26 protein-coding genes are annotated in these 21,418 nt (G+C 58.5%); 19 read left to right on the top strand and 7 right to left on the bottom strand.

All coding sequences use genetic code 11. From position 1 onward, the window contains the following. Positions 1-46: 46 nt before the first annotated feature. From merR to EP25_RS0100280, 4 genes are all read right to left on the bottom strand, one after another. On the bottom strand, positions 47-478 hold the full coding sequence (gene merR, locus EP25_RS0100265) for an Hg(II)-responsive transcriptional regulator (RefSeq protein WP_200874994.1): 432 nt from the start codon (positions 476-478) through the stop codon (positions 47-49). 96 nt (positions 479-574) lie between these two features. Continuing rightward, a complete protein-coding gene (merA, locus tag EP25_RS0100270; protein ID WP_031432071.1) occupies positions 575-2,209 on the bottom strand; it encodes a mercury(II) reductase in 1,635 nt (544 codons plus the stop codon). Positions 2,210-2,236: 27 nt separating this feature from the next. Beyond that, on the bottom strand, positions 2,237-2,560 hold the full coding sequence (merP, locus tag EP25_RS0100275; RefSeq protein WP_031432072.1) for a mercury resistance system periplasmic binding protein MerP: 324 nt from the start codon (positions 2,558-2,560) through the stop codon (positions 2,237-2,239). Positions 2,561-2,594: 34 nt separating this feature from the next. Further along, complete coding sequence (locus tag EP25_RS0100280; protein ID WP_407661355.1) at positions 2,595-2,966, bottom strand: mercuric transporter MerT family protein; 372 nt, start codon at positions 2,964-2,966, stop codon at positions 2,595-2,597. A 206-nt stretch (positions 2,967-3,172) separates the two neighbouring features. Here EP25_RS0100280 and EP25_RS0100285 point away from each other — a divergent pair, with 206 nt between their 5' ends. From EP25_RS0100285 to EP25_RS0100325, 9 genes are all read left to right on the top strand, one after another. Further along, positions 3,173-3,475 carry an integrative conjugative element protein, RAQPRD family gene (locus tag EP25_RS0100285; protein WP_036300880.1) on the top strand — a complete coding sequence of 101 codons (303 nt, stop codon included), beginning with the start codon at positions 3,173-3,175 and terminating at the stop codon, positions 3,473-3,475. Between the two features lie 9 nt (positions 3,476-3,484). After that, positions 3,485-3,715 carry a TIGR03758 family integrating conjugative element protein gene (locus EP25_RS0100290; protein ID WP_031432075.1) on the top strand — a complete coding sequence of 77 codons (231 nt, stop codon included), beginning with the start codon at positions 3,485-3,487 and terminating at the stop codon, positions 3,713-3,715. Positions 3,716-3,799: 84 nt separating this feature from the next. Next, a complete protein-coding gene (locus EP25_RS0100295) occupies positions 3,800-4,060 on the top strand; it encodes a DUF2976 domain-containing protein (RefSeq protein WP_152555553.1) in 261 nt (86 codons plus the stop codon). Between the two features lie 43 nt (positions 4,061-4,103). Next, a complete protein-coding gene (locus EP25_RS0100300; protein WP_031432077.1) occupies positions 4,104-5,417 on the top strand; it encodes an IS1380 family transposase in 1,314 nt (437 codons plus the stop codon). A 192-nt stretch (positions 5,418-5,609) separates the two neighbouring features. Further along, positions 5,610-5,852: a TIGR03757 family integrating conjugative element protein gene (locus EP25_RS0100305; RefSeq protein ID WP_268745429.1), complete on the top strand. Its 243-nt coding sequence runs from the start codon at positions 5,610-5,612 to the stop codon at positions 5,850-5,852. Then, on the top strand, positions 5,849-6,868 hold the full coding sequence (locus EP25_RS0100310; protein WP_051906297.1) for a TIGR03756 family integrating conjugative element protein: 1,020 nt from the start codon (positions 5,849-5,851) through the stop codon (positions 6,866-6,868). Before EP25_RS0100305 ends, EP25_RS0100310 begins: the two co-directional genes overlap by 4 nt. After that, complete coding sequence (locus EP25_RS0100315) at positions 6,868-8,229, top strand: integrating conjugative element protein (protein ID WP_051906298.1); 1,362 nt, start codon at positions 6,868-6,870, stop codon at positions 8,227-8,229. The genes EP25_RS0100310 and EP25_RS0100315 overlap by 1 nt, the downstream gene beginning before the upstream one ends. After that, positions 8,213-8,596, top strand: a complete 384-nt coding sequence (locus EP25_RS0100320; RefSeq protein ID WP_051906299.1) for a hypothetical protein — start codon at positions 8,213-8,215, stop codon at positions 8,594-8,596. Before EP25_RS0100315 ends, EP25_RS0100320 begins: the two co-directional genes overlap by 17 nt. Continuing rightward, positions 8,593-10,158, top strand: a complete 1,566-nt coding sequence (locus EP25_RS0100325) for a conjugal transfer protein TraG N-terminal domain-containing protein (RefSeq protein ID WP_031432081.1) — start codon at positions 8,593-8,595, stop codon at positions 10,156-10,158. The genes EP25_RS0100320 and EP25_RS0100325 overlap by 4 nt, the downstream gene beginning before the upstream one ends. Here the strand turns inward: EP25_RS0100325 and EP25_RS0100330 are convergent. Both EP25_RS0100330 and EP25_RS0100335 read right to left on the bottom strand, forming a co-directional pair. Beyond that, a complete protein-coding gene (locus EP25_RS0100330) occupies positions 10,155-10,373 on the bottom strand; it encodes a hypothetical protein (RefSeq protein ID WP_152555555.1) in 219 nt (72 codons plus the stop codon). The two genes, EP25_RS0100325 and EP25_RS0100330, sit on opposite strands and share 4 nt — an antisense overlap. 39 nt (positions 10,374-10,412) lie before the next feature. Further along, entirely contained in the window at positions 10,413-11,354 is a 942-nt protein-coding gene (locus EP25_RS0100335; RefSeq protein ID WP_031432083.1) for a toll/interleukin-1 receptor domain-containing protein, read from the bottom strand. Between the two features lie 283 nt (positions 11,355-11,637). Here EP25_RS0100335 and EP25_RS0100340 point away from each other — a divergent pair, with 283 nt between their 5' ends. From EP25_RS0100340 to EP25_RS0100380, 7 genes are all read left to right on the top strand, one after another. Continuing rightward, complete coding sequence (locus EP25_RS0100340; RefSeq protein ID WP_031432084.1) at positions 11,638-11,835, top strand: helix-turn-helix domain-containing protein; 198 nt, start codon at positions 11,638-11,640, stop codon at positions 11,833-11,835. Positions 11,836-11,980: 145 nt separating this feature from the next. Further along, positions 11,981-12,628 carry a hypothetical protein gene (locus EP25_RS0100345; RefSeq protein WP_036300887.1) on the top strand — a complete coding sequence of 216 codons (648 nt, stop codon included), beginning with the start codon at positions 11,981-11,983 and terminating at the stop codon, positions 12,626-12,628. Positions 12,629-12,674: 46 nt separating this feature from the next. Next, the gene (locus tag EP25_RS23160; RefSeq protein ID WP_152555556.1) at positions 12,675-14,036 is read left to right on the top strand and encodes a sensor histidine kinase; all 1,362 of its coding nucleotides are present in this window, start codon (positions 12,675-12,677) and stop codon (positions 14,034-14,036) included. Next, complete coding sequence (locus EP25_RS0100365) at positions 14,003-15,376, top strand: sigma-54-dependent transcriptional regulator (protein WP_235185973.1); 1,374 nt, start codon at positions 14,003-14,005, stop codon at positions 15,374-15,376. Before EP25_RS23160 ends, EP25_RS0100365 begins: the two co-directional genes overlap by 34 nt. 17 nt (positions 15,377-15,393) lie before the next feature. Continuing rightward, the gene (cls, locus tag EP25_RS0100370) at positions 15,394-16,836 is read left to right on the top strand and encodes a cardiolipin synthase (protein WP_051906300.1); all 1,443 of its coding nucleotides are present in this window, start codon (positions 15,394-15,396) and stop codon (positions 16,834-16,836) included. 324 nt (positions 16,837-17,160) lie between these two features. After that, entirely contained in the window at positions 17,161-17,604 is a 444-nt protein-coding gene (locus EP25_RS0100375; RefSeq protein ID WP_031432091.1) for an Hsp20/alpha crystallin family protein, read from the top strand. 51 nt (positions 17,605-17,655) lie between these two features. Continuing rightward, positions 17,656-18,051 (top strand): Hsp20/alpha crystallin family protein, encoded by a 396-nt coding sequence (locus tag EP25_RS0100380; protein ID WP_031432092.1) that lies wholly within the window; start codon positions 17,656-17,658, stop codon positions 18,049-18,051. Here the strand turns inward: EP25_RS0100380 and EP25_RS23345 are convergent. Next, a complete protein-coding gene (locus tag EP25_RS23345) occupies positions 18,038-18,199 on the bottom strand; it encodes a hypothetical protein (protein WP_160172672.1) in 162 nt (53 codons plus the stop codon). The genes EP25_RS0100380 and EP25_RS23345 overlap by 14 nt on opposite strands. A gap of 28 nt (positions 18,200-18,227) precedes the next feature. Between EP25_RS23345 and EP25_RS0100385 the strand changes: the two genes are divergently transcribed. From EP25_RS0100385 to grpE, 3 genes are read left to right on the top strand one after another with little or no spacing between them, the layout of a single operon-like run. After that, on the top strand, positions 18,228-20,207 hold the full coding sequence (locus EP25_RS0100385; RefSeq protein ID WP_031432093.1) for a cation:proton antiporter domain-containing protein: 1,980 nt from the start codon (positions 18,228-18,230) through the stop codon (positions 20,205-20,207). A gap of 48 nt (positions 20,208-20,255) precedes the next feature. Then, positions 20,256-20,792, top strand: coding sequence for a phosphate-starvation-inducible PsiE family protein (locus EP25_RS0100390; protein ID WP_084190905.1), 537 nt, complete (start codon positions 20,256-20,258; stop codon positions 20,790-20,792). Next, on the top strand, positions 20,792-21,322 hold the full coding sequence (gene grpE, locus EP25_RS0100395; protein WP_031432095.1) for a nucleotide exchange factor GrpE: 531 nt from the start codon (positions 20,792-20,794) through the stop codon (positions 21,320-21,322). The genes EP25_RS0100390 and grpE overlap by 1 nt, the downstream gene beginning before the upstream one ends. Positions 21,323-21,418 lie beyond the last annotated feature (96 nt).

The raw sequence follows: 21,418 nt of genomic DNA on the forward strand, positions 1-21,418 counted from the left end.
GGGTCGTATTTGATCGAATATCATTCTTAAGCATGGATACGTTGTATCACCGACGGTCTCTAGTCAGTGTGGCAATGATGGCGCAGCGCTCTTGACCCGATACGTTTTTCTTGCAGGCTTTTATCAACTTGTTCAATTCATGTTGCATGGCGCTCAGGTCGTCTATGCGTTGTTGAATAATGTCCTGTTTGTGTTCTGCGATGGTACGCGCTTCGTTGCAATCCCGGTCATTCAGGGATAGAAGGTCGGTGATCTCATCAAGGGAAAAGCCAAGTTCCTGGGCGCGTTTGATGAATCGAATACGCTCTACCGTTGAGGTTGGGTAACGACGATAACCCTGTGCCGGTTTCACCGGCTCAGAGATCAGTTCGATGCGTTGATAGTAGCGGATGGTTTCGACATTGACGCCAGCAGCCTTCGCGAGCTGGCCGATGGTCAGTCCCGAGTCAGTCTGGGCGGTTGCTCTGTTTACGCTCAAGATGTCATTCTCTCATTAGGATCGTCGCGTTTAGAAAACAGGGTGATGTCTTCATCCTATTCTGGATTGAGGATTTTGTGAATCCACGAAGACGCATCATCCCGCACAACAGGACAACTGTTTGACATCCTTTGTGAAGGTCTGGGCACAGAGCTTTAATCCCTCCACCATGGTGAGGTACGGGAACAGCTGGTCCGCAATGTCATGCACCGTCATGTGGTTGCGGATGGCCAGTGCTGCGGCCTGTATGATTTCGCCACCCTCTGAGGCCAGTAGCTGGCAGCCGAGCAATCGGCCCGTTTCCTTCTCGGCCACCAGCTTGATGAAGCCGTGGGTGTCGAAATTGGCCAGGGCGCGGGGGATATTTTCCAAATCTAGTGTGCGCGAATCTGTATCGATACCGCGATCATTCGCCTGTTTTTCGCTCATGCCGACCGTACCCACTGTGGGTTCGGTGAACACCACCGCGGGCATGGCGGTCAGTTCCAGCGCGGCATTGCCACCGGTCATATTGATTGCCGCGCGCGTGCCGGCTGCCGCTGCAACATAAACGTATTGCGGCTGGTTGGTGCAGTCGCCGGCCGCATAGATGTGGTCGACCGAGGTCCGCATGTGATCGTCGATTACAATTTCACCATTACGTCCGGTTTCGATCCCGGCCTTGTCAAGTTCCAGTTGATCGGTATTGGGTGTGCGACCGGTGGCAACCAGCAGCTGGTCGGCACGAATCTGACCGGCGCTTGACGGCAGGATAAACTGGGTCCCGTCGTGCGCTACTGAGTCCGGTAGGGTATGCAGTAATACCCGTGCCCCCTCTTGCTGGAACACCTTGACCAGACCCTCGCCGATGGCGGGGTCTTCCTTCGACAGTAATGTACTGCGTGCCATAACCGTTACCTGGCTGCCCAGTCTTAAAAAGGCCTGAGCCAGTTCCAGCGCAACCACTGAGCCACCAATGACAACAAGGTGCGCTGGGATCTCTTTTGCAACCAACGCCTCGGTGGAAGTCCAGTAGGGCGTGTTCTTTAGACCGGAAATGTCGGGGATGGCGGGCCGGGCGCCGCTGGCGATCAGGATACGGTCGGCAGTGACGGTTTTTTCGGATCCGTCGTCCTGTGTCACGATCAGCGTATGGGGGGCATCGAACCGTGCCCAGCCGCGCATCAGATTGATCGAGGGGTTGGTTTCCAGAATACTTTCGTACTTGGCGTGGCGCAGTTCCTCGACCCGCGCCTGCTGCTGGCGAACCATGGCGGCGCGGTCTATCCGGGGTTCGTTCAGCGCAATACCATCGAAGGCATGCCGGGCTTGCAGGTGTGCGATGTGTGCGCCGCGGATCAGTATCTTGGATGGCACACAGCCGACGTTGACACAGGTGCCGCCGATGATCTTGGCGCCCTCGATGATCGTCACCCGCGCGCCCTGTTCGGCGGCCTTGATCGCGGCGGCAAAGGCGCCCGAACCGGTGCCAATGATGGCCACATGCAACCCGCCGGCGTTTCCGCTGGCGACTGGTTCGTCGCCTTCCAGCAAGGTGGCGTGATAGCCCTTTGAGGCCACCGCATCGAGCAGTCGTGCCGTTTCCACTTTGCCGTCCATTTCGACCCGCGCCCGTCCCTCGGCGAACGACACCTCTGCGCGCACGCCGGGCAGGGTGTTGAGGGCATCCTGTGCGCTGCGGGCACAATGGTCACAGGTCATACCGGTAATGCTCAAGGTGACGGTGGTCATGGTCTACGATCCGTTGGTGGAACCTGGTTACTGTTGCTTTAGGGAGGAGGGATAACCCGCCTCGAAGGTGGCATTAGTGAGCGTGTCGATGTCGGTCTTGGCCGGCTCGAAAGTGACTTTTGCCCAACCCACGCCGTCACCTTCGTACTTGGCTTCGGCCTTGACCACGCCCGGCACCTTCTCCAGGGCCTTACGCACGGTGATCGGGCACATGTTGCAGGTCATGTTCTCCACGTCGAGGGTGATGGTCTTCGTCTGCGCCTGTTCGGCGGCTGAAGCCGTGGCGGTGGACAGCGCCAGGGTGAAACCGGAAAGGCCTAGCAACGCAGTGAGTAAGAGGGTTCGAATCATGGATGCGTCTCCTAATAAATAAGTGGAAAATCAATCAGCCCAACAAGGCCGGTCCGTACCAGGGGAAGGCGACGAGCGCGGCCAGGATCACCGTCACCACCCAGAAAATAATGCGCTGGTTGCGACGTGTGATCGGGTTGGCGCAAGGCTTACCGGCCTCGCAAGCCTCGGGCACGAGATATAGTTTTCGGAATGCCAACCCCAGGAAAAGCAGTGTCACGCCGATGAATATGGGCCGGTACGGTTCCAGCGCGCTGAGGTTGCCGATCCAGGCGCCGCCGATACCGAGCAACAGCAGGACGAAAGGGCCGACACAGCACAGAGACGCTGCAATGGCCGCCAACGCCGCTAGGATCAGGGAGCGGTTCTTGCTCAACGTGTGTTCCGCCATGGGATTACCCCTCAATTATTTAACCTTGACCAAAAGTATAAACACCGTACCTAAGTACGGAGTCAAGGGCTGATTTTGCTTGCATTCGAAGCCCGGGGCTCAACGGTTCACACAGGAGTAATGACACAGAAAACCCCGCCGCCTACGGAATTGATTTTCTATATCTAGTCCTCCCCGGATCCCCCACCATGCGCGTCATGCGCAACACGGGGAGGACATCCATGCAAATTACCAAACTGCTGGTCTCAGGACTGTTGGCGGCTGTATTGCCGGTTCAGTTCGCCATTGCTGACGCAGATGGCGAACGGGCAGCACTTGCCCGGATCATCCACGAACTTCAGGCCATCGACCCGCTGATCACGGAAGCGGCTTCTCAAGCCAATCCTGATGCCCGCGTTCGTTTTCAGTATGAGTGGCTGCGCCAGGATCTTGATCGGATTCGACTCGGGATCCAGGAACACATCGATGCACCACGTTCGGAACCCCGGACTTTCCCGCCGCTGCGTGGCGATTACCGTCGATGATATCGGGTCATGACGGCAGCACAGAACACGGCATTTCAAGCAGGCTCCGGTTTTACACCGGCCACGTTGCTGACCGGCATTGCATCGGTCGTGCTGGTGCTGGCCTTCGTCTGGGTTATTTGGGTCTCGCTGGGCACCTTCCGTGCCTGGCAGAACGGGCAGGTCGTTTTGTTCGATGTGGTCTGGTCGGCACTGCGCGCCAGCATCGTGCTCATGGTGTTGGGTTTTTATCTGCGGTAGCGGCCATTGGCCATTGCCGCAGGGGTTCGGGGAGTTCCCCGTATTTTTAACAGGGGGCAACCCCGTTACCTCGGAGAGAAAGTAATGATGAAGAAAGCAGTAAAAAAGGTGGTAACCGCAGCTGGGTTGCTCGCAGTTACGGCAGGCCAGCCAGTATTGGCAGCGTTGCCGACCCCGGTGGCACCCAGTACCGCACCCGCAGCCGGTGACTGGATTGGGCTCATTTCGGGTTACATCAAGGATGGTGGTCTGGTCCTGGGTCTAGCGATCGCTGTGCTGGGCTTCCTGTGGATTGCCTATCCCGAATATTTCATGATAGAGGCGGGCAAGTTTGTTGATATTTGATAAAATTCAGTTACTTAGATTGAATTTAACCAACAACTTGCCCATGACAAATTGTACTCCAGCTCAAATAGAATTTCCTCCCTTAAAACGCCGTAAAATAGACGCCCAATTCAGTGGTGGAGCGATCACCAGTGATGGCGGTGTGCTGTTGTTACGAGCGGTTGACCAGCAGTTAGGGTTAACCGAACGGATAGCGGCGCAGATTCCTGACGCCAGAGCCCCTGACCGCGTGCAACACTCTGTGATCAACCTGCTCCGTCAACGGGTTTATGGCTTGGCGTGTGGGTATGAGGATTTGAATGATCATGACACGCTCAGAAATGATATCGCCTTTCAGACGGCGGTGGAAAAGGATCAGACATTGGGCAGCCGATCCACCTTGTGCCGGTTTGAGCAGCAGGCGGATCGCGCCTTGATGTGGCGAGTTCATGAGGAGTTGCTGGCACAGTTTATCGCTTCGTATGAGACACCGCCGAAATCGTTGATCCTGGATTTCGACGCCACCGACGATCCGGTTCATGGCGAACAGGACGGACGTTTTTTTCATGGCTACTATCGGCACTATTGTTTCCTGCCGTTGTATGTCTTTTGCGGCCATCACTGCTTGGTCAGTTATCTACGTCCCAGCAATATTGATGGCGCCAAGCACAGCTGGGCGATTCTGGCTTTGCTGGTTCGGCGCTTGCGTCAGGCTTGGCCGGACGTTGACATCACGTTTCGCGGCGATGGCGGTTTTTGTCGCCATAAGATGCTGAGTTGGTGCGAGCGGCATCGCGTTCACTATATTGTCGGGTTGGCCAAAAATAAACGCTTAACGCGCTTAAGCCAACCCTGGATTGAACAAGCCCGGCAACAGTTCCAAAGCGAACAGCAGAAACAGCGTCTCTTTACCGATTTCCACTATAAAGCCGGCACCTGGAAACGCCGACGCCGTGTCATTCTTAAGGCCGAACACATGAGCCAAGGGAGTAATCCCCGCTATGTCGTAACCAATCTGGGCGGCGATGTACAAACACTCTATGAAACCGTTTACTGTGCGCGAGGCGACATGGAAAACCGGATTAAAGAGCAACAATTGGATCTGTTTGCCGACCGCACCAGTTGCAGCCTGTGGTGGCCGAATCAGTTTCGTTTGCTGTTATCCACCTTGGCCTATACCCTGATCCAGGCGATTCGCCGAATCGCCCTCAACAACACCGAACTAGCAACAGCCACTTGCGCCACCATTCGCCTGAAATTGTTTAAAATCGGTGCCGTCATCATTCGTAACACCCGTCGTATTCGACTGCTGTTCAGCAGTCAGTATCCGTTTCAATCCTTGTTTAAATCCGTTTGTCAGCGCCTGTGCCCTGATTAGTACAAACAAAGTGCTGTGCCCGGCACGCTGATAAACAATGGGGTAAGGGGAAGTTGCGCCTGAAAAACGGAAATCAATGCTTAATTCCCTTTTTGACCGCTCAATTTCTCCTTACGATCGCATGTTTTAAAACAAACGAGGGTTTCGATAGGGTTTCAAGGGACTGATGAAATATCCGGGCTAGACCTCTCTATTGACATGCCAGCCGATCCTGCGCAGTCGAAGCGGATCGCGCTGGATCGCATCCAGCACATGGATGATCAGTCAAAAACAAAAATGCAAATGGCGGCGCAAGGGTTGGCGAAGGCGATGCAGTATGGCGTGGATCGCTATCCAGCTATTGTGTTCGATGGCCAGGCAGTCGTATACGGCGTAACCGATGTGCAGAGCGCACTTGCGCATTACCGCGTATGGCGGCGGGAAGGTAAGCGATGATCCGCCAGAGCTTTCTATCGTTCTGCCTTGTTATTGCGCTATGGATGCCGGTCACCGGGTTCTCCGGTACGACGACCACACCACAGATCGTGGCCCAGACGACAACGGCGGCATTTTCCTGCATGCGCTGGATGCCTATTGGGATGTGTTTCTGGTTGCGCTGTTCCTGGACCGGCTGCAGCGTACGCACCTCGATCAAGGTGGGGCATTACAACCCGGACCTGGTGGTCAGTACCTACAACGAGCTGGGCGGGAATCCGTGGACCGAGATCCGCGCGACCCTGGGTTTGGCACAGAAGACGGCGGCTACGGGTCTGTTGGGCGCCTTGCTGCCGGTGCCGATCGACAGCGCTGGCAACCGAACAGAAGGAACCTCGGAGCGTGACCACAAGAATCTGGTCTACCGGGAAACTGACGCCATTGGCCATCCGCTGAGTTCGCTGACGGGTATCGTTGCTGGTACCGGTTTGTTGTGTCCGTCGGAGACCACTTCTTTCTTTCCCTATTTCCAGTCCGGCCTCGATGCCTTGTCGTGGCGGCAAGAGATCCCGGAGATTTTCTATCCCGCCAGCCTGATTCCCGGTCTGCGCGAGGTGGGTACCTGGCCCCTCCAGACCTGGGGTGGTGTCTATCCGCGTACCGGCTGGACGACACAGGCCGAAGAACCCAAGGCCGCTGCTCTCAATGCCCAGCGAGCCGGTGACATCGTCACGCGTACGTGGCAACCGCACGTCTATGTGCCGGTGACCAGCTCATCGGGTTCCATGAAGGTTTGGTCGCCGGGTCCGTTGATGGAGAAGGACCGCAGCACCGGCACCTGGCAGATGTTATTGCCGCTAGCTGAGTCGAGCTGCAACGTCTTTGGCACCAATGATCTTGCCAGCCTGGCCGGCTGGGGTGGTGGCCGCGTCGATAGCGAGGGCGACTATGTCTGGAATCTATGGCGGCCCTACAAGTGCTGTGAGCGCCGGGGCCAATGGTTTCTGTTTGATATTGACTGGATTGCTTACCCCTGATGAAAACGAACGCTAAACACCCATTCCCTCATCGACACGCGATCAGCTGGCTGCTGATTGGACTCCTCAGTTTGAATAGCGCGCATGCCATTACCAAGGGGCCGACGGAAGACAGCTTCTGGTATTACGAAATCGGTGGGGCAGAGCCGGTATCGGCGCCTGCCAACCCTTCTGTCGTATCCGTTACCCTGGGCGGCTCGGCGCAATTGGGACTCGGCTACAGCTGCGGCAAATTCGACCCCGTGGCCGCGGTGACTAATACGCTGAACGACATCGGCGCCGGCATCGACAACATGATGAACGCGATGACGGCCGCGGCCAGTGCCGCGATTGCCGCACTCCCCGCGCTGATTCTGCAGCGCGCCAATCCAGGCCTCTACGACATGTTCCAGAACGCCCTGCTGCAGGCAGAGGAAACCATGCAACTGGCGACCAAGTCCTGCGAGCAGATGGAGGCCGAGATCGCCCAGGGCAAGAACCCCTATGCCGATCTCATCACGCTGTCCAAAGGCAATGACTGGAAGCTCCAGATGGGCGTAGGCGGTAATGATGCGGTAACCGCCAAGGATGCAGTCGAGACCTCTAACGGAGACAATGGCGTGCCCTGGATCGGTGGGCAGGCCGGAGGCTCCGGACAGCCGGTGCTGGAATTTACCGGCGACATCGTCAAGGCCGGGTACAACATCAATATGAATCGTCCGATCACGACGGCAGGCCCGGTGCCTCCTGCATCGGCCACCCGCCTGACGGAGATCTGGACTACACCAACCGAGGCGCGGAACTGGGTCGTCGATGTGGTCGGCGAAAACATCGTCACGACCTGTGATACCTGCCGTAAAGACAGTATTCCCGGTACCGGGCTGCTGCCAAAGCTCAATCAGGAGGCGACTACCGTAACGACGGAAATCCAGAACCTGGTCAGTGGCGCAACGCCCCCGACTCTGGCCAACCTGGACAATATTACTGCCCCGGGTGTGGCCATTACACGGCAGGTCATCGAGGCGATTCGGGAGATGCCGGCCTCCGAGCAGAGCCTCATCATGGGCCGGCTGGTATCAGAGATCAGCACGGCCCGCACGGTGGAGAAGGCGCTGTACGCCCGCCGTTTGCTGCTTTCCGGCCGCCAGGTGCCCGAGGTCTATGCCACCGAGGTGGCCCGCGAGCACGCGGACAAATCCATCACCGAGCTGGACAAGGAGATCGAGAACCTCTTGTTCGAGACCCGGGTGCGCAAGGAGGTGGTTTCCGACACGATTGCGACCTTGCTGCAACGCGCCGCGGCCCGTCGGCAGTCGTCCCTGAAAACGCCAGAAGTACCGACCATCGACCCACGTCCGCTGAGCAATGGCCGTGTCCAATAACGGAATTGCCATGCGCCGCCGCTGGTTCTTTTTGTTGACCCTGCTGGCGTTCGGTCTGGCGCTGGGGGCAGGTGGCATCCTCTGGCATTCAGTCCAGACAACCTCCGTAGTTACAGTGCAGATACGGATCGATGCCTTGAAGCCGCTCCTGACTGGCATCCGGGTCGCGCTGATTGCCCTGTTGGCGATGGGCTGGCCATGGATCGTGAACACCCTTGAACGTTGGGGACGTCTGGATGAGACACAGGCCACGAACATGCTCGCAGTACGCTGGCGTATCGTGACCTGGCTCGTCGTGATCGAACTGGTGTTGGGGCAGAACCTGCTCGGTCAGGTGCTGGCCGTATTGCAGGGGAGCAGGGCATGACCGTCGACAGCTATCTCGAACTCTTTACGACACTGTTCGGCTGGACCTTCTACGGCATTTTGTGGGATGTGCTGGTCGGCACCGGTATCGTGTTCCTGCCGTTCCTTGGCATCCTGATCGACAACTGGCGGGAACCGGCGCAAGGTGGTGAGTTTGGTACTGTTACCGGATTGTCGCTGCGGCGCATGGAGTTGGAGCTCTTTATCGCGCTATTGGTGGTTGTTTTATCAGGCCAACCGGCCACCTTGACGCCACTGAACGCCGCTTCACTCAACTACACGCCACCACCAACGCTGATCGATCCCACACCGCCCACGGCGACTGTAGTCGCACCCCAGAGCACCTACGGTTCTACCGGCTTCACCGGATCGCCGGCCACGGTGAATATTCCGGTGTGGTGGTATGCTGTACTCTCGATGGCCTCGGGATTCAATCACGCGGTGGTCGAAGGCCTTCCAAGTGCTGCAGATATGCGTACCTACGAACAACAAGCGCGGCTCGCGACTATTGCCGACCCGCGCCTCCGCCAGGAAGTGAGCGATTTCTTCAGCCAGTGCTACATTCCGGCCCGATCGATGTACCAGTCAGAACGACCGGCCACCGCCGCGGTGAATGCCCTGCTGACAACGTATGGCCCCGAAGATCCGGACTGGATGGGATCGCAAGTCTATCGTAATACGCCGGGCTACTATGACACCCTGCGTGCCACCACGCAGGTCAGCGGCTGGGCCTACAATGCTACACGCGATACCGAATATGATCCCGCCGCTCCGCCAACCTGGGGCAGGCCTTACTGCAAGCAGTGGTGGGAGGACGCATCAAATGGCCTGCGTGATAAGTTGATTAACGAGGCCGATGCCACATCGGCCGGTCTTTCAGGCCTCGTGGTTGCCATCGCACCGGCCCTGGCCAGCGAACAGCAGAATGATGCCGTGGCCAAGACCGTTCTGGCGAATGCGCCACCAACGTGGTCGAACAACGACCTCGTGGCCCACAATTCCGGTAGTACCGGGTTACTTAGTACGGTAGAGAATGTCGCCAAGGGTGGCCTGGCATCGGGTGGCGTGGTGGCTGCATCGGCGTTGTTCTCGGTCACCATGACCGCAGTCCTTCAGGCGCTCCCGATGGTGCAGGCCGTGCTCCTGCTTGGCATCTATGCCTTACTGCCCATGATCGTGGTACTGTCGCGATATTCCATCTCCATGATGGTCATCGGCGCCATGGCAATCTTCACCGTCAAGTTCTGGAGCGTGCTCTGGTACCTGGCGCTGTGGGTGGATCAGAACCTCATTCTGTCCATGTACCCGGATGTGAATGTCTTCCTGCAGATGTTCGCAAACCCCGGCGAGCACGATATCAAACGCATGCTGCTCAATATGATCACGACAAGCCTTTATCTGGGGCTTCCGCTGGTATGGAGTGGGATGATGGCATGGGCAGGCGTACATGTAGGACGATCGATTGAAGCGGCTACCAGCCCACTTCGCAGTCCTGCCCAGGATGCGGGTCGCCAAGGGGGCTCAATCGGCAAAACACTGCTGTCGAAAGGAACTCGCCGCTAATCGCGCTCGTACCAACCTGCGGGATCGCTTCCGTCGTCAAACTTTCCAGTACGGTGGTTCATAGCGCCACCACGAAACGAGTTGTTAAGCTCGTCGTCTGCTGGTTTTGTTTGAGCACTGCTGGCAAGAAGCCTTACTGCTTCTGAAAGAAATACCATTGCGAAACGAATGGCTGCGAGTAGGGCCTTAACCAGATGTTTGAAAAACTTTTTCATCTTGCTTATCTGCATAGACTGCCTGATTACAATTTCGCGCTATCTAAACCGCTCAATAAACAGGCTCCAGTAATACTCCGCAGCTCCACTATGTGTCAGTTCTTTGTCCCCGTCTTTTCTGAAATGGGCCATTCCCATCGGCGCAAGGAACAGGGTGTAACCGTTATCGTTTACCGACATGGATTCATTGTAACTGTTGCCATGCCCTATGCCACTGTATGAGAACAGGAGGCCGTCCATCATGGAGGATCCGTTGCCCTGCCAAATTCCACATCGACTCCGTTCTTCGCCGTTCATATAGGCAACCGCTTCAAAATGGTTGGCATCGATGCGCTTGAAGCTGGTCTCCACTCCGGGATTCCTCGCTTCCAACTCTTTGAGAGAATTCTCGAAATACCCAGCAATATACTCGAAGCCTTCATCCAGAAACCGGTGTCGATCTCTGTCTGAAAATTGCTTCTTGATACCTAAGTTGCTGGATCGGTCAGGGTGGTCGCCTACAACAGATGTTACATCGTGTTTTCCTGCCGCTAAAGCTGCTGGCTGGAGATGTTCCGTAGCTGTCCGGACTGCGCGCGCGACTTCAAGGAATCCCCGATCCAGGCTCGCATGCTCGATCACTGGTTTACCGTCTGTAGGGGTAGCGTTGAGTTTTCCGAGTGGGGTCTTCTGCCAGTCACACGGGCGGAGGATGACAGGGATGACTCTGGCTGAGCCTTCAGCATGACGTTCCAGCGCCCGTTTCATTTCAATATCGTAGCAGTAGTCAGAATGCAGGAAATCTGAACTCACGAGCAGCAGCACGATGTCCGCTGCCTCCAGTTGATTGCTGATCTCTCGGTCGAATTCGTCACCTGGACCGATCCGGCGGTCTTGCCAGATATCAATCACACCATCCCGTCGAAGAGCTGCGAGGTGTTTTTCCAGCTCTTTCCACAGATCTTCATCTTGATGTGAGTATGAAAGAAAAAGTCTAATCATTTCAATTCACGACCGCCCGTCAGTGTGGCCACAACACTGCTCTGAATTCCACGACACAGCATTCGATTCACAAAGAGCCATTAGAGATGATCCTCGCTTACTAGCATATAGGGGTACTTGCAATGCGGTGGAAATGCTCTTTTTCTAGCATAAATGGATTGAATATATTAGTCTATAAACGGTTTTATTCTATTCTATTGGACAATGCGCTGAGAAGTTTCCTTGAAAGGCGGACCTGCCGAAATCGCTTTCCGGAAATCGATTGAAGCCAGAGGACAAACGAATGACCAACGACCGTTGGCTGTCTGTCGACGAGATTGCAACCTATCTCGGCGTCAAACGGGACACGATCTACAAGTGGATTGAACACCAGGGCATGCCGGCCAACAAGGTCGGGCGGCTGTGGAAATTCAAACTCGACGAGGTGGATCATTGGGTTCGAGGCGCAAGTCATCGCGGCCAAGGGACGGGGAATGATTAACCCAGCCTCATGCATTGAAAGCACGGCCTCGATGGCCATCAACTGGCAATGCGCGAAACGAAGGTAACTGTTGCTAAAGAGGCAAACCCCATGTGGATTGTTTAAATAAAGGCACGTCCGACAACTTTGGATGGTTTTGAGGCGAATGGGTAACAAAACAAAGATCGAAGATATCCTCGAGCGCCTGCGTCGAGTACAGCAAGAACTAGAAGATGAGCTCGAGCGCTTGCTCGTGGAGAAGCGTGGCGAATTTCAGTACACCATCCGCCGTGGCAAGGTGGTTTTCGAGAGAAGTGTTCGACGACTCCAGCGTAGTCAACGCATTGGTTTGTGGCGCTATCTGCGCGACGCGCCACTGGCCTACGTACTGTCGGCTCCCGTGATCTACGGCATGATCGTTCCCCTGGCTCTCCTGGACCTGACCATCACCTTCTATCAGCAGGTTTGCTTCCGCATCTACAGAATCCCTTTGGTACGCAGGTCGGACTACATCGTGATCGACCGCCATAATCTGGCGTATCTGAACGTCATCGAAAAGCTCAACTGCGTGTACTGTGGGTATGGCAACGGATTGATCGCTTATGCGCGGGAAATCACGGCACGGACCGAACAATTCTGGTGTCCGATCAAGCACGCACGGCGCACACTCGATGTGCATCATCGGGCGGAACGCTTTTTCGACTATGGTGACGTTTCCTCTTATCAGCAAGGCCTGATGGCGCTGCGTCGTGATTGGTCAGATACGATGGATCAAAAGGCGCCTGATCAAATTGCGAGAGAGGAGTGGCCATGAAGACATTGCTTCGACCAGAACGCAACGATCAGGGAGAGCAAAGTCGATGATCCGGTCGAACTTTGCTAGCACCCGTCTGCTTGTTCTCCCTTATGCAGCTCTGCTTGTTCTCTATTTCGTCGTGATCGGCGGTGGCTCGGCCTGGCTCTGGCACCAGGTTCGTGCAGCTGAGTCCCAGTTGTTGATTGACGATATGATGGCCGAGCTCGAACCGTTGGCGCAGCGGCTGCGTTCGGGCGATGCGCTCAGTGCCATGCGTGACAACGAAGCTTGGCTGGTCGCCGAGGTCGATAAACTCTTCGCCAACCTGTCGGCGCTGCGTAACATGTCGTTAAGGGGAAGGCAGTCCGGTTACCAGATGTTGCGCAATGGGTTGGGTGCAGTCTCTTCACATTCAGTATCGCCATTGCCCCCGGATGCCCGGCGCGCGAGCGACTACCGTGATGCGACTATCCGACTGCATGATGAAGATGGCGCGTTGTTTCTGATTAGATTCGATTTGGCCGAGCCGACCAGCTCCCCGATCCAGCTGGATTTCGCTTTCGATCGCGCCCGGCTGCTGGCCAGGGTGGACGAGAGCATGCGCACCATCAAACAATCGATCCTTTTCTTCGGGGCAGCGGGCGCGTTTAGCATTCTCGTCGCCTTAGGGATAACGGCGATCGCCATGCGCACAACCCGCAGGCTGGAGAGCCATTTTCAGGGAATTTATCAACGCGCCTCGCTGACCGAGACCGCGGCGCAACTGGTTCATGACTTGCGCAACCCGCTCGCGGCCCTGCGCGCCAATGTCCAGGCCTTGCTGGTTTCGCCGGGGGAAACGCCACAAATCGTCAGGGAACTGGACCAGGGCATCGTCAACCTGAACGACAAACTGAGCGCTTTTCTCGATCTGACCCGGCAGCGCGACGAGGCGATTGTGCCGGTCGATGTCGCCGAACTTGTCGGTGATGCTGTGCGCCTGGCCGAACCGGCGTTGTCTAAGCAGGGGCTGAGCGTGGAAACCGACATCTCGCCCGACCTCCCCCGGCCGGTATGGCAGAAGAGCGCACTGCGCGATGCCCTGCTCAACCTGATTCTCAACGCCACACAAAGTGGCCAGACCCAGGGAAGTATCCGCATTGCCGCGCGGGCCAAACAGGGCGACCTGGAAATCGCCGTAGAGGACCGGGGCAGGGGGATTTCCAAGGAGCAGATGCCGCGCCTGTTCGATGCCTTTTATACCACCCGCAAAAACGGTAACGGTCTGGGGCTGGCCATCGTGCAGCGCATAGTTGCCCATCATCAAGGGCGCGTTCACGCCGAGAATCGCCCGGACGGCGGCGCGAGAATCGTGCTCACCCTGCCATTGCAACGCAAGGAGACTCCCCATTGGTGGAATCGACTGAACAGACGCTCCCCAGCCTGAGCGGCATCTCGCTGCTGGTGCTGGACGACGATCCGGGCATTGTGCGCAGCCTGACACGGGTGCTGGGCGGATTGGGCGCCGAGATTACCGGTGTCGGCAGCCTGCGCGAGGCGCGACTGTCTCTGGAAACCCAGTCACCGGACGCGGTGCTCGCGGACCTGCAGCTCAAGGATGGCGCCGGGCTCGAACTGCTTCCCGAGTACCTGGGTAGCAATCCCGACGGCGCTTTGTACATGATCACGGGGCACGGCAGCATCGACAATGCCGTCGAGGCGCTGCGCCAGGGCGCACGACACTATTTCGAGAAGCCGGTCGATCCAATTGCCCTTGCGCGGCATCTGATCGATGACCTTGCAGTTCACCGATCGAATCATGACCTCGCCAAACGACTGGCTCCGTATCTCACTGTACGAGATCCCGTGATGATCGAGGCGCTGAGTGATCTGCCCCGGTTCGCGGAAAGCAGCGAACCGGTGCTCGTCCAGGGGGAAACCGGAACGGGCAAGGAACTGGTCGCGCGGGCATTGCACGGCCTTGGGCCCCGCGCCCAGGGGCCTTTCGTCGCCGTCAACTGCGGCGCCATTCCGGAAACCATGCTCGAGGCCGAGTTGTTCGGTCACGAGAAGGGCGCCTTCACCGGCGCAACGCGCCTACATCGTGGTCGCTTCGAGCAGGCCCATGGTGGCACCCTGTTTCTCGACGAGATCGGCGAGATGCCGCCGGCCGCCCAGGTCAGCCTGCTGCGCGTGCTGGAAGAGGGCATGGTGCACCGCGTGGGCAGTGAGCGCGGTATGCCGGTCGATGTCCGCGTGGTGGCGGCTACCCACCGTCCCCTGGAGGACCGTGTCGAGTCGGGCCTGTTCCGCCAGGATCTGCTGTTTCGGCTCAATGTGCTGATCATCGAGCTGCCACCGTTGCGGGAGCGCGCCGGTGATATTGAGTTGCTCGCCCGACACTTCCTTGCCAAGAGCCTGGCCGACATGGCCAAGTCGGGCGCAGCCCCGGCTTTGACTCCCGAGGCGCTGTCCCTGCTGACCAACCACCGCTGGCCGGGCAATGTGCGCGAACTGCGCAACCTGATGGCACGCCTGGCGGTGCGCCTGCCCGAGGGCGTGCGCGAGGTTGGCGCTAATCTGCTGACGCCGATGTTGCCGGCCAGGGCGGCGGGCGTCGCGGGCGTGGGCGAGGGGGTGTTGATCCCGAAGGGGACGACCCTGGCCGATGCCGAATGGTTGCTGATTGATGCCGCCCTCAAAGAGGCCGATTACAACCGCACCAAGGCGGCCAAGCTGCTCGGGATCGGCGAGCGGACGCTGCGTCGCAAGCTCAACGAGTCGTGAGATAAACTGGCATCGACATGCCGGCCTCGCTGTCTGCGACTGAGATCATCTGGTTGTTGTCCTGGCTGGCCGCCCTGTTCACGGTGCCCAGCGTCCTGTTGCAGCGGGCCGGTAGGCCCATTGCGGCACTGAGCTGGCTGCTCGCTCTGTTTGCGCTGCCAGGATTGGCTGTCGGTGCGTGGTGGTTGTTCGGGCGCGTTCATCTGCGCCGCAAGAAACGCCAGCGACGCCGTGCGTCGCAGGAAAGCACCGCATCGCTGCTGGTGGCGCAGCAACGTCTGTCGGTGCCAGCGAAACCTTTGGCTCCTGCGCCGGGCCCCGTGAGCCGTGCGGTCACGCTACCACCAGCATTAAACGATGCGGTATTCCCGCCATCGCAGGGGAATCGGGTGTCGTTACTGCAAGACACGCCAGCGGTGCATCATGCCTGGCGAGGCCTGGTGGAAGACGCCCGCCACCATCTGCACCTGCTGTTTTATCTGTGGCGGGACGATCAGACCGGCCGAGACCTGCTCAATCGTCTGGTGGCAAAAGCTCGATCCGGGGTGGAAGTCCGGGTGCTCTACGACGCAGTGGGTTCGTGGCGCCTCCCTCGGTACTTTTTCGAACCCTTGACAGCCGCGGGCGGTAAAGCTGTCGCATTCCTGCCATTCAAGCTGTTTTCCAGTACCCCAACGCTGAATTTCCGCAACCATCGAAAACTGCTCATAGCAGATGGGGTGCGTGCCTACACCGGCGGCGTCAACGTCGGTGACGAGTACCTTGACTGGCAGGACATCGGTGTCTTCATCGAAGGTGCGGGCGTCAACCAATTACAGGAAGTCTTCGTTGACGATTGGTTTTTCGCGGCGAAAGAAGAACTGGCGGCACCCGACTATTTTTGCGACCCCGGGACGGTTGTCACTGGAGGAGGGGGCGCTTTATGCGAAATCGTTGCCAGCGGTCCGGACCAGGCATTCAACGCGACCCGGGAAATGCTGTTCCTCGCCATCACCCAGTGCCGGAAACGTCTGTGGATCTCGACCCCCTATTTCGTGCCGGACGGTGCGCTGCTGTTGGCTCTGCGTACCGCCGTGTATCGAGGCGTCGATGTACGACTTTTTGTTCCGCGTGAAAGTGATGTGCCCTTGGTACAGGGCGCGTCCCGCGTGTTCTATTTCGAATTGTTGGAGGCGGGTATCAAGGTATTCGAGTTCGCCGGCATGTTGCACGCCAAGGCGGTTCTGCTGGACGATGAAGACGTGCTGATCGGCAGCGCCAACCTGGACACGCGCAGTTTTCGGCTGAACTTCGAGCTGAACACATTCGTCACAGATCCTGTATTAGCCGGGGGCCTGGCCGGCTTGTTCGAGCGGCTTCGCGCGCGTTCCCGACCGGTCGCCCCAAGTGAGCTCCTACATGCCGCGCCGCTGAGCCGTCTCAAGGATGCAATCGTCCATCTCCTGGCGCCGCTCCTGTGAGGATGCTGTTGCGCTGCACTGTTTGCGGCTTGCCCCGGCCCGCTACCAGCGCTCGACTGTCTTCTTGCCACCGATGTTCCTGAGAGGGCGATACTTTCAGGCGCCCCGCGTCGCCGTATCCCGAGCACCCGGGCACCCGGCCACATTGGCCGCTTGTGGGTTTCCAGGCCGGCCACTCTGACCGCGACGTTGTACCCTGCCCACCGAGTAAAACCGCTAATAAACAGTCAGATACAGCTTGGTACGTTGGTTGCATAATATTCAGGCGCGAACAGTAGGGGCTGTGATACGGCCCGGGTTAACAATCCTGAAAGGAGGTATGTCATGTTCGGTTATTTGACCGGTTTTGATCGTGATTTTTTCGACCAGTTTGAGCGCATGCGCCGCGAGATCGACGCGATGTTCGGTGATCCGGGCAGTCCGCGCGGCATCCGTTCGGTAACGGCGGGAACCTATCCGGCCATCAACATCGGCGCTTCGCCGAAGCAGGTGGATGTCTATGTGTTTGCCGCCGGCACGGATCCGAAGAGCCTGGACATCTCGCTACAACAGAACCTGCTGACGGTGTCGGGTGAACGCAAGGTTGAGCTGCCCGAGGGTGCGCAGGCGTACCGTCGCGAACGCTTCACCGGCAGTTTTAAACGCGTCATCACCTTGCCGGACGACATCGATCCCGACAAGGTCAACGCCATGTACAGAAATGGCGTGCTGCACATCGTCGTCCAGCGTAAGGAGGAGCTGCAGCCGCGCAAGATCGAGATCAAATGACGCTTCTGCTTGAGTCCGTAACCCAGGTTTTTGAATGAGAGGAGATCCAAAATGACCGACACCAAATCCATGAAGACGACCGAATCGGGCCAGGTTCAGCGCCAGGCGGAACGCGAGATAGTACTGCTACCTGCCGCAGACATCTATGAGGAAGCCACCGGCATTACCGTCAAGGCGGATCTGCCCGGCGTTTCCCGTGAGCGGCTCGAAGTACATGTCGATGGCGACACCCTGATCATCGAAGGCCAGGCAGCGATCGACATGCCGGAAGGCATGGAGGCTTTGTATGCCGATGTCAATGCCACCCGTTTCCGCCGCAGTTTTACGCTGAGCAAAGAGCTGGATGCCGACAACATCAGCGCCAAAATGAACAACGGCGAGCTGACGCTGCATCTGCCCAAGCGGGCCGAGATGCAGCCGCGCAAAATCGAGGTCAGTTTAAGCTGACCAGCATCGCGCCATTGCCCCGGTAAAACCGGCCCAATCGTTTGGCAAGCCGGGATTCACCGGGGCACGCTCCTTCATCGACGTTTCCTGACACGGCGACGGGCTTGTTGATTGCCGGTCGGCCTGGCGTCCCGGCCTGTCGGGACATGGTTGCATGGTTGATATCAGGTGGCGGTATGGAACACGCTGTCGCGTTGCAACTGGTTATCGTGCTGGCCGTAGGGACGGCGCTGGTCGCCCTGTGCCTGCGTTTCGGCCTGTCGCCGATCATCGGCTATCTGATCACCGGCGTGCTGGTCGGCCCGTCAGGTGCGGGATGGCTGCCGGACGGGCCGACCACGCGCCTTCTCGCGGAACTGGGCGTGGTGCTGCTGATGTTCACCATCGGGCTTGAGTTCTCGTTGCCCAGGTTGTTGTGGGCGAAGCGGCTCGTGCTGGGCCTGGGCGGCGCCCAAGTCGTTGTGACGGCGTTGCTGTTCGGGATAGCCGGCATGGCGCTGGGTCTGACGGCAAGCCAGTCCTTCCTGATCGGTGTCGCGCTGGCGATGTCGTCGACCGCGATCGTGCTGAAGCAGCTCGGCGAGCAGATGGAACTGCCTGCGCCCCACGGCCGGGTAGCGACCGGGATCCTGCTGTTTCAGGACATCGCCGCGGTGCCGGTGCTGGTGGTCATCCCGATCCTGGCCGGGGATACGGCGCGACTGGGCGGGGCGCTGACCCTTGCTATCGGCAAGGCCGCGCTGGTGTTTGTCGGCCTGGTGCTGGTCGGTCGCCGGGTGTTGCCGCCGGTGCTGCGCTGGGTGGCATCGACCCGGTCCTTGGAGCTGTTCATGTTGACGGCCCTGCTGATGGCTGTCGCGGCGGCGGGCGTCTCCAGCTTGGCTGGGCTGTCGCCGACCCTAGGGGCGTTCATGGCGGGGATGCTGCTCGGCGAGACCCTGTTCCGCCACCAGATCGAGGCCGACATCCGCCCGTTCCGGGATCTGATGCTGGGCTTGTTTTTCGCCACCATCGGCATGCAGGTGGATCCGGCAATCCTGCTGGGTCAACCGGGCCAGGTGGCCTTGGTGCTGCTTGCATTGGTGATCGCCAAACCTTTGATATTGCTCCCACTGGTACGTGCCATGGGCCATACCCCTGTCGACGCTGGTCGTGCGGCTATCTCCCTGGCCCAGGGCGGGGAGTTCGGCCTACTGGTGGTGGCGACCGCGCTGGGACTGGGCGTGATCGAACCGCTTGTTGCACAGTCCCTATTGGCGGGCATCATCCTGAGCATGCTGGCAGCGCCTATGATGCTGCGCGCAAACGACCGGCTGGGGGCTGGGTGGTTTGCCCGCGACAAAGGCATCGAACCCTTGCAGGCCGAGGCCTACATCGCCGAGGCAAGCCAGGACTTCGTTCAGCACGTGATCATCTGCGGCTTCGGACGTCTGGGCCAGAACCTGTTGCGGGTTCTGACCGACGAAGGGGTGCCCGCGCTGGCGCTGGATCTTGACCCGGAACGCATCCGTCAAGTAGCGGCGGCCGGCGTGCCCGCGATGTATGGCAACCCGGCGCATCCTGGCGTACTGCGCGCCGCGGGCATCGAGCGGGCTTTGGCGCTGGCGCTTACCCTGGAAGACGCGACTGTGGCCGTGCGTATTGTCGGCCTGGTCCGAAACATGGGGCTGGATCTGCCGATCCTGGCGCTCAGTACTCAGGGCCGGCATGACGAGGCGCTCGCCGAAGCCGGTGCGATGGTGTTTCCCGAGGGACTGGAAAGCAGCCTCGCGTTTGCTGGACAGCTGCTGATCATGCTGGATGTCGCACCCTCCCGGGTCGAGGCCAGGCTCAACGAGATTCGTGCCCAGGACTATGCACCGCTGCGGGCCTTCTATCATGCATCGGAAGGCGAAGGCGCTAGTGTGCAGGCTCTGGACTATCCTGAACATAAGCGTTCGGTGTTGCTTTCTGATGGCCACCATGCCACTGGACGCACCGCGCACGAGTTGGGGCTGGAGGAGCTGGGTGTCGAATTGGTGGATGTACGGCGCGGAGCGATCAGGGTGCCGGGACGGTTGCTCGATACGCGCCTGCGCGCTGGGGATGTGTTGGTGCTGAAGGGCCGCGATGAGGCGCTTGAGCGTGCGATTTCCAGGCTCACCGAGGGTGGGTGATGAAACGCAGCGCAGTCGTTGTCGCTGTCTGATGGTAAGAGGTTGGTCATGAGTCAAAAAATTGAAGACCGAAACCGCAGGCCCGAGTCGGACACCCGACGGTATTGGGGGGTGATGAGCTTTTACGAGCGTTTCGAGCATGGGGTCGCGCTGGTGTTGAGCGCCGTGATCGCGGTGATCATTGTGATCGCCCTGTGGCGACTGATCAGTGAGGTGTTCTCATTGCTGGTGCTCGGCGTCTTCGATCCGTTCGATCATAAGACATTTCAGCTGATCTTCGGCATGATCATGACGCTGCTCATCGCCATGGAGTTCAAGCACTCGATTATTAAAGTGCTGGAGCGCGATGCACACATCATCCAGGTTCAGACGGTCATCCTGATCGCACAGCTGGCCTTGGCTCGCAAGTTCATCATTCTGGATTTGCAAATCTACGAGGCGATGCAGATCTTTGCCCTGGGATTCGCCGTGCTGGTGCTCGCCGTCGCGCAATGGCTGATGCGCGAGCGTGATCGCGCCGAATGGCTGGGTGAGAAACAATCGCTGACCGCAGTAACGACACCGAATAAACGGGAGGAACGCTGATGTCGGATCAGGAATCAGCGCAGCCGCTGCCGGAAGCTGCGGCGCGGAGCGGTGAAGCGGCGCTGGAGGAATGTCGCCAGGCGCTGGCGGACTGTCAACAGGAATCGGCGCGGCGTCAGGAGGCCCTGCTGCGAGCCCGTGCTGAACTCGACATTCAGCACAAACGGGCGGCCCGCGAGCTGGAAAAAGCGCATAAGTATGCAGTGGCGCGCCTGCTCGAGGCCTTATTGCCGGTGAAGGACAGTCTGGAACTCGGCCTGGACGCGGCGCAGACTGCGCCCAGCATCGACGCGCTACAAAGAGGCATGGCGCTGACACTAAAAGAGCTTGAATCGGTGCTCAATGAGTTTGGTGTCGAGGTCATCGATTCGCACGGTGAGCCCTTCGATCCGGAGCGGCATGAAGCCATCAGCGTGGCGCCGGTTGCCGAGCTGCCGCCCAACTCGGTGGCGCAGGTTCATCAGAAAGGATACCTGCTGCATGGGCGCGTGCACCGGCCGGCGCGGGTCACGGTTGCAAAATCCCCTTAAGGCGGAGAGCCCGAAGCATGAAATGCAGTGCTCAATTTCGTTGGTGTCACAGCATGAGAGGCGCGGCGAGTTACGAATTTAATATTCAATCAGAGG

Source organism: Methylomarinum vadi (assembly GCF_000733935.1).
Lineage (GTDB): Bacteria > Pseudomonadota > Gammaproteobacteria > Methylococcales > Methylomonadaceae > Methylomarinum > Methylomarinum vadi.

What these genes read in the sequence shown, in the direction of transcription:
- merA (WP_031432071.1), bottom strand. Translation starts at nt 2,209, where the DNA reads ATGACCACCGTCACCTTGAGCATTACCGGTATGACCTGTGACCATTGT.
- merP (WP_031432072.1), bottom strand. Translation starts at nt 2,560, where the DNA reads ATGATTCGAACCCTCTTACTCACTGCGTTGCTAGGCCTTTCCGGTTTC.
- EP25_RS0100285 (WP_036300880.1), top strand. Translation starts at nt 3,173, where the DNA reads ATGCAAATTACCAAACTGCTGGTCTCAGGACTGTTGGCGGCTGTATTG.
- EP25_RS0100290 (WP_031432075.1), top strand. Translation starts at nt 3,485, where the DNA reads ATGACGGCAGCACAGAACACGGCATTTCAAGCAGGCTCCGGTTTTACA.
- EP25_RS0100295 (WP_152555553.1), top strand. Translation starts at nt 3,800, where the DNA reads ATGATGAAGAAAGCAGTAAAAAAGGTGGTAACCGCAGCTGGGTTGCTC.
- EP25_RS0100300 (WP_031432077.1), top strand. Translation starts at nt 4,104, where the DNA reads ATGACAAATTGTACTCCAGCTCAAATAGAATTTCCTCCCTTAAAACGC.
- EP25_RS0100310 (WP_051906297.1), top strand. Translation starts at nt 5,849, where the DNA reads ATGATCCGCCAGAGCTTTCTATCGTTCTGCCTTGTTATTGCGCTATGG.
- EP25_RS0100315 (WP_051906298.1), top strand. Translation starts at nt 6,868, where the DNA reads ATGAAAACGAACGCTAAACACCCATTCCCTCATCGACACGCGATCAGC.
- EP25_RS0100320 (WP_051906299.1), top strand. Translation starts at nt 8,213, where the DNA reads ATGGCCGTGTCCAATAACGGAATTGCCATGCGCCGCCGCTGGTTCTTT.
- EP25_RS0100325 (WP_031432081.1), top strand. Translation starts at nt 8,593, where the DNA reads ATGACCGTCGACAGCTATCTCGAACTCTTTACGACACTGTTCGGCTGG.
- EP25_RS0100330 (WP_152555555.1), bottom strand. Translation starts at nt 10,373, where the DNA reads ATGAAAAAGTTTTTCAAACATCTGGTTAAGGCCCTACTCGCAGCCATT.
- EP25_RS0100335 (WP_031432083.1), bottom strand. Translation starts at nt 11,354, where the DNA reads ATGATTAGACTTTTTCTTTCATACTCACATCAAGATGAAGATCTGTGG.
- EP25_RS0100340 (WP_031432084.1), top strand. Translation starts at nt 11,638, where the DNA reads ATGACCAACGACCGTTGGCTGTCTGTCGACGAGATTGCAACCTATCTC.
- EP25_RS0100345 (WP_036300887.1), top strand. Translation starts at nt 11,981, where the DNA reads ATGGGTAACAAAACAAAGATCGAAGATATCCTCGAGCGCCTGCGTCGA.
- EP25_RS23160 (WP_152555556.1), top strand. Translation starts at nt 12,675, where the DNA reads ATGATCCGGTCGAACTTTGCTAGCACCCGTCTGCTTGTTCTCCCTTAT.
- cls (WP_051906300.1), top strand. Translation starts at nt 15,394, where the DNA reads ATGCCGGCCTCGCTGTCTGCGACTGAGATCATCTGGTTGTTGTCCTGG.
- EP25_RS0100375 (WP_031432091.1), top strand. Translation starts at nt 17,161, where the DNA reads ATGTTCGGTTATTTGACCGGTTTTGATCGTGATTTTTTCGACCAGTTT.
- EP25_RS0100380 (WP_031432092.1), top strand. Translation starts at nt 17,656, where the DNA reads ATGACCGACACCAAATCCATGAAGACGACCGAATCGGGCCAGGTTCAG.
- EP25_RS23345 (WP_160172672.1), bottom strand. Translation starts at nt 18,199, where the DNA reads ATGTCCCGACAGGCCGGGACGCCAGGCCGACCGGCAATCAACAAGCCC.
- EP25_RS0100385 (WP_031432093.1), top strand. Translation starts at nt 18,228, where the DNA reads ATGGAACACGCTGTCGCGTTGCAACTGGTTATCGTGCTGGCCGTAGGG.
- EP25_RS0100390 (WP_084190905.1), top strand. Translation starts at nt 20,256, where the DNA reads ATGAGTCAAAAAATTGAAGACCGAAACCGCAGGCCCGAGTCGGACACC.
- grpE (WP_031432095.1), top strand. Translation starts at nt 20,792, where the DNA reads ATGTCGGATCAGGAATCAGCGCAGCCGCTGCCGGAAGCTGCGGCGCGG.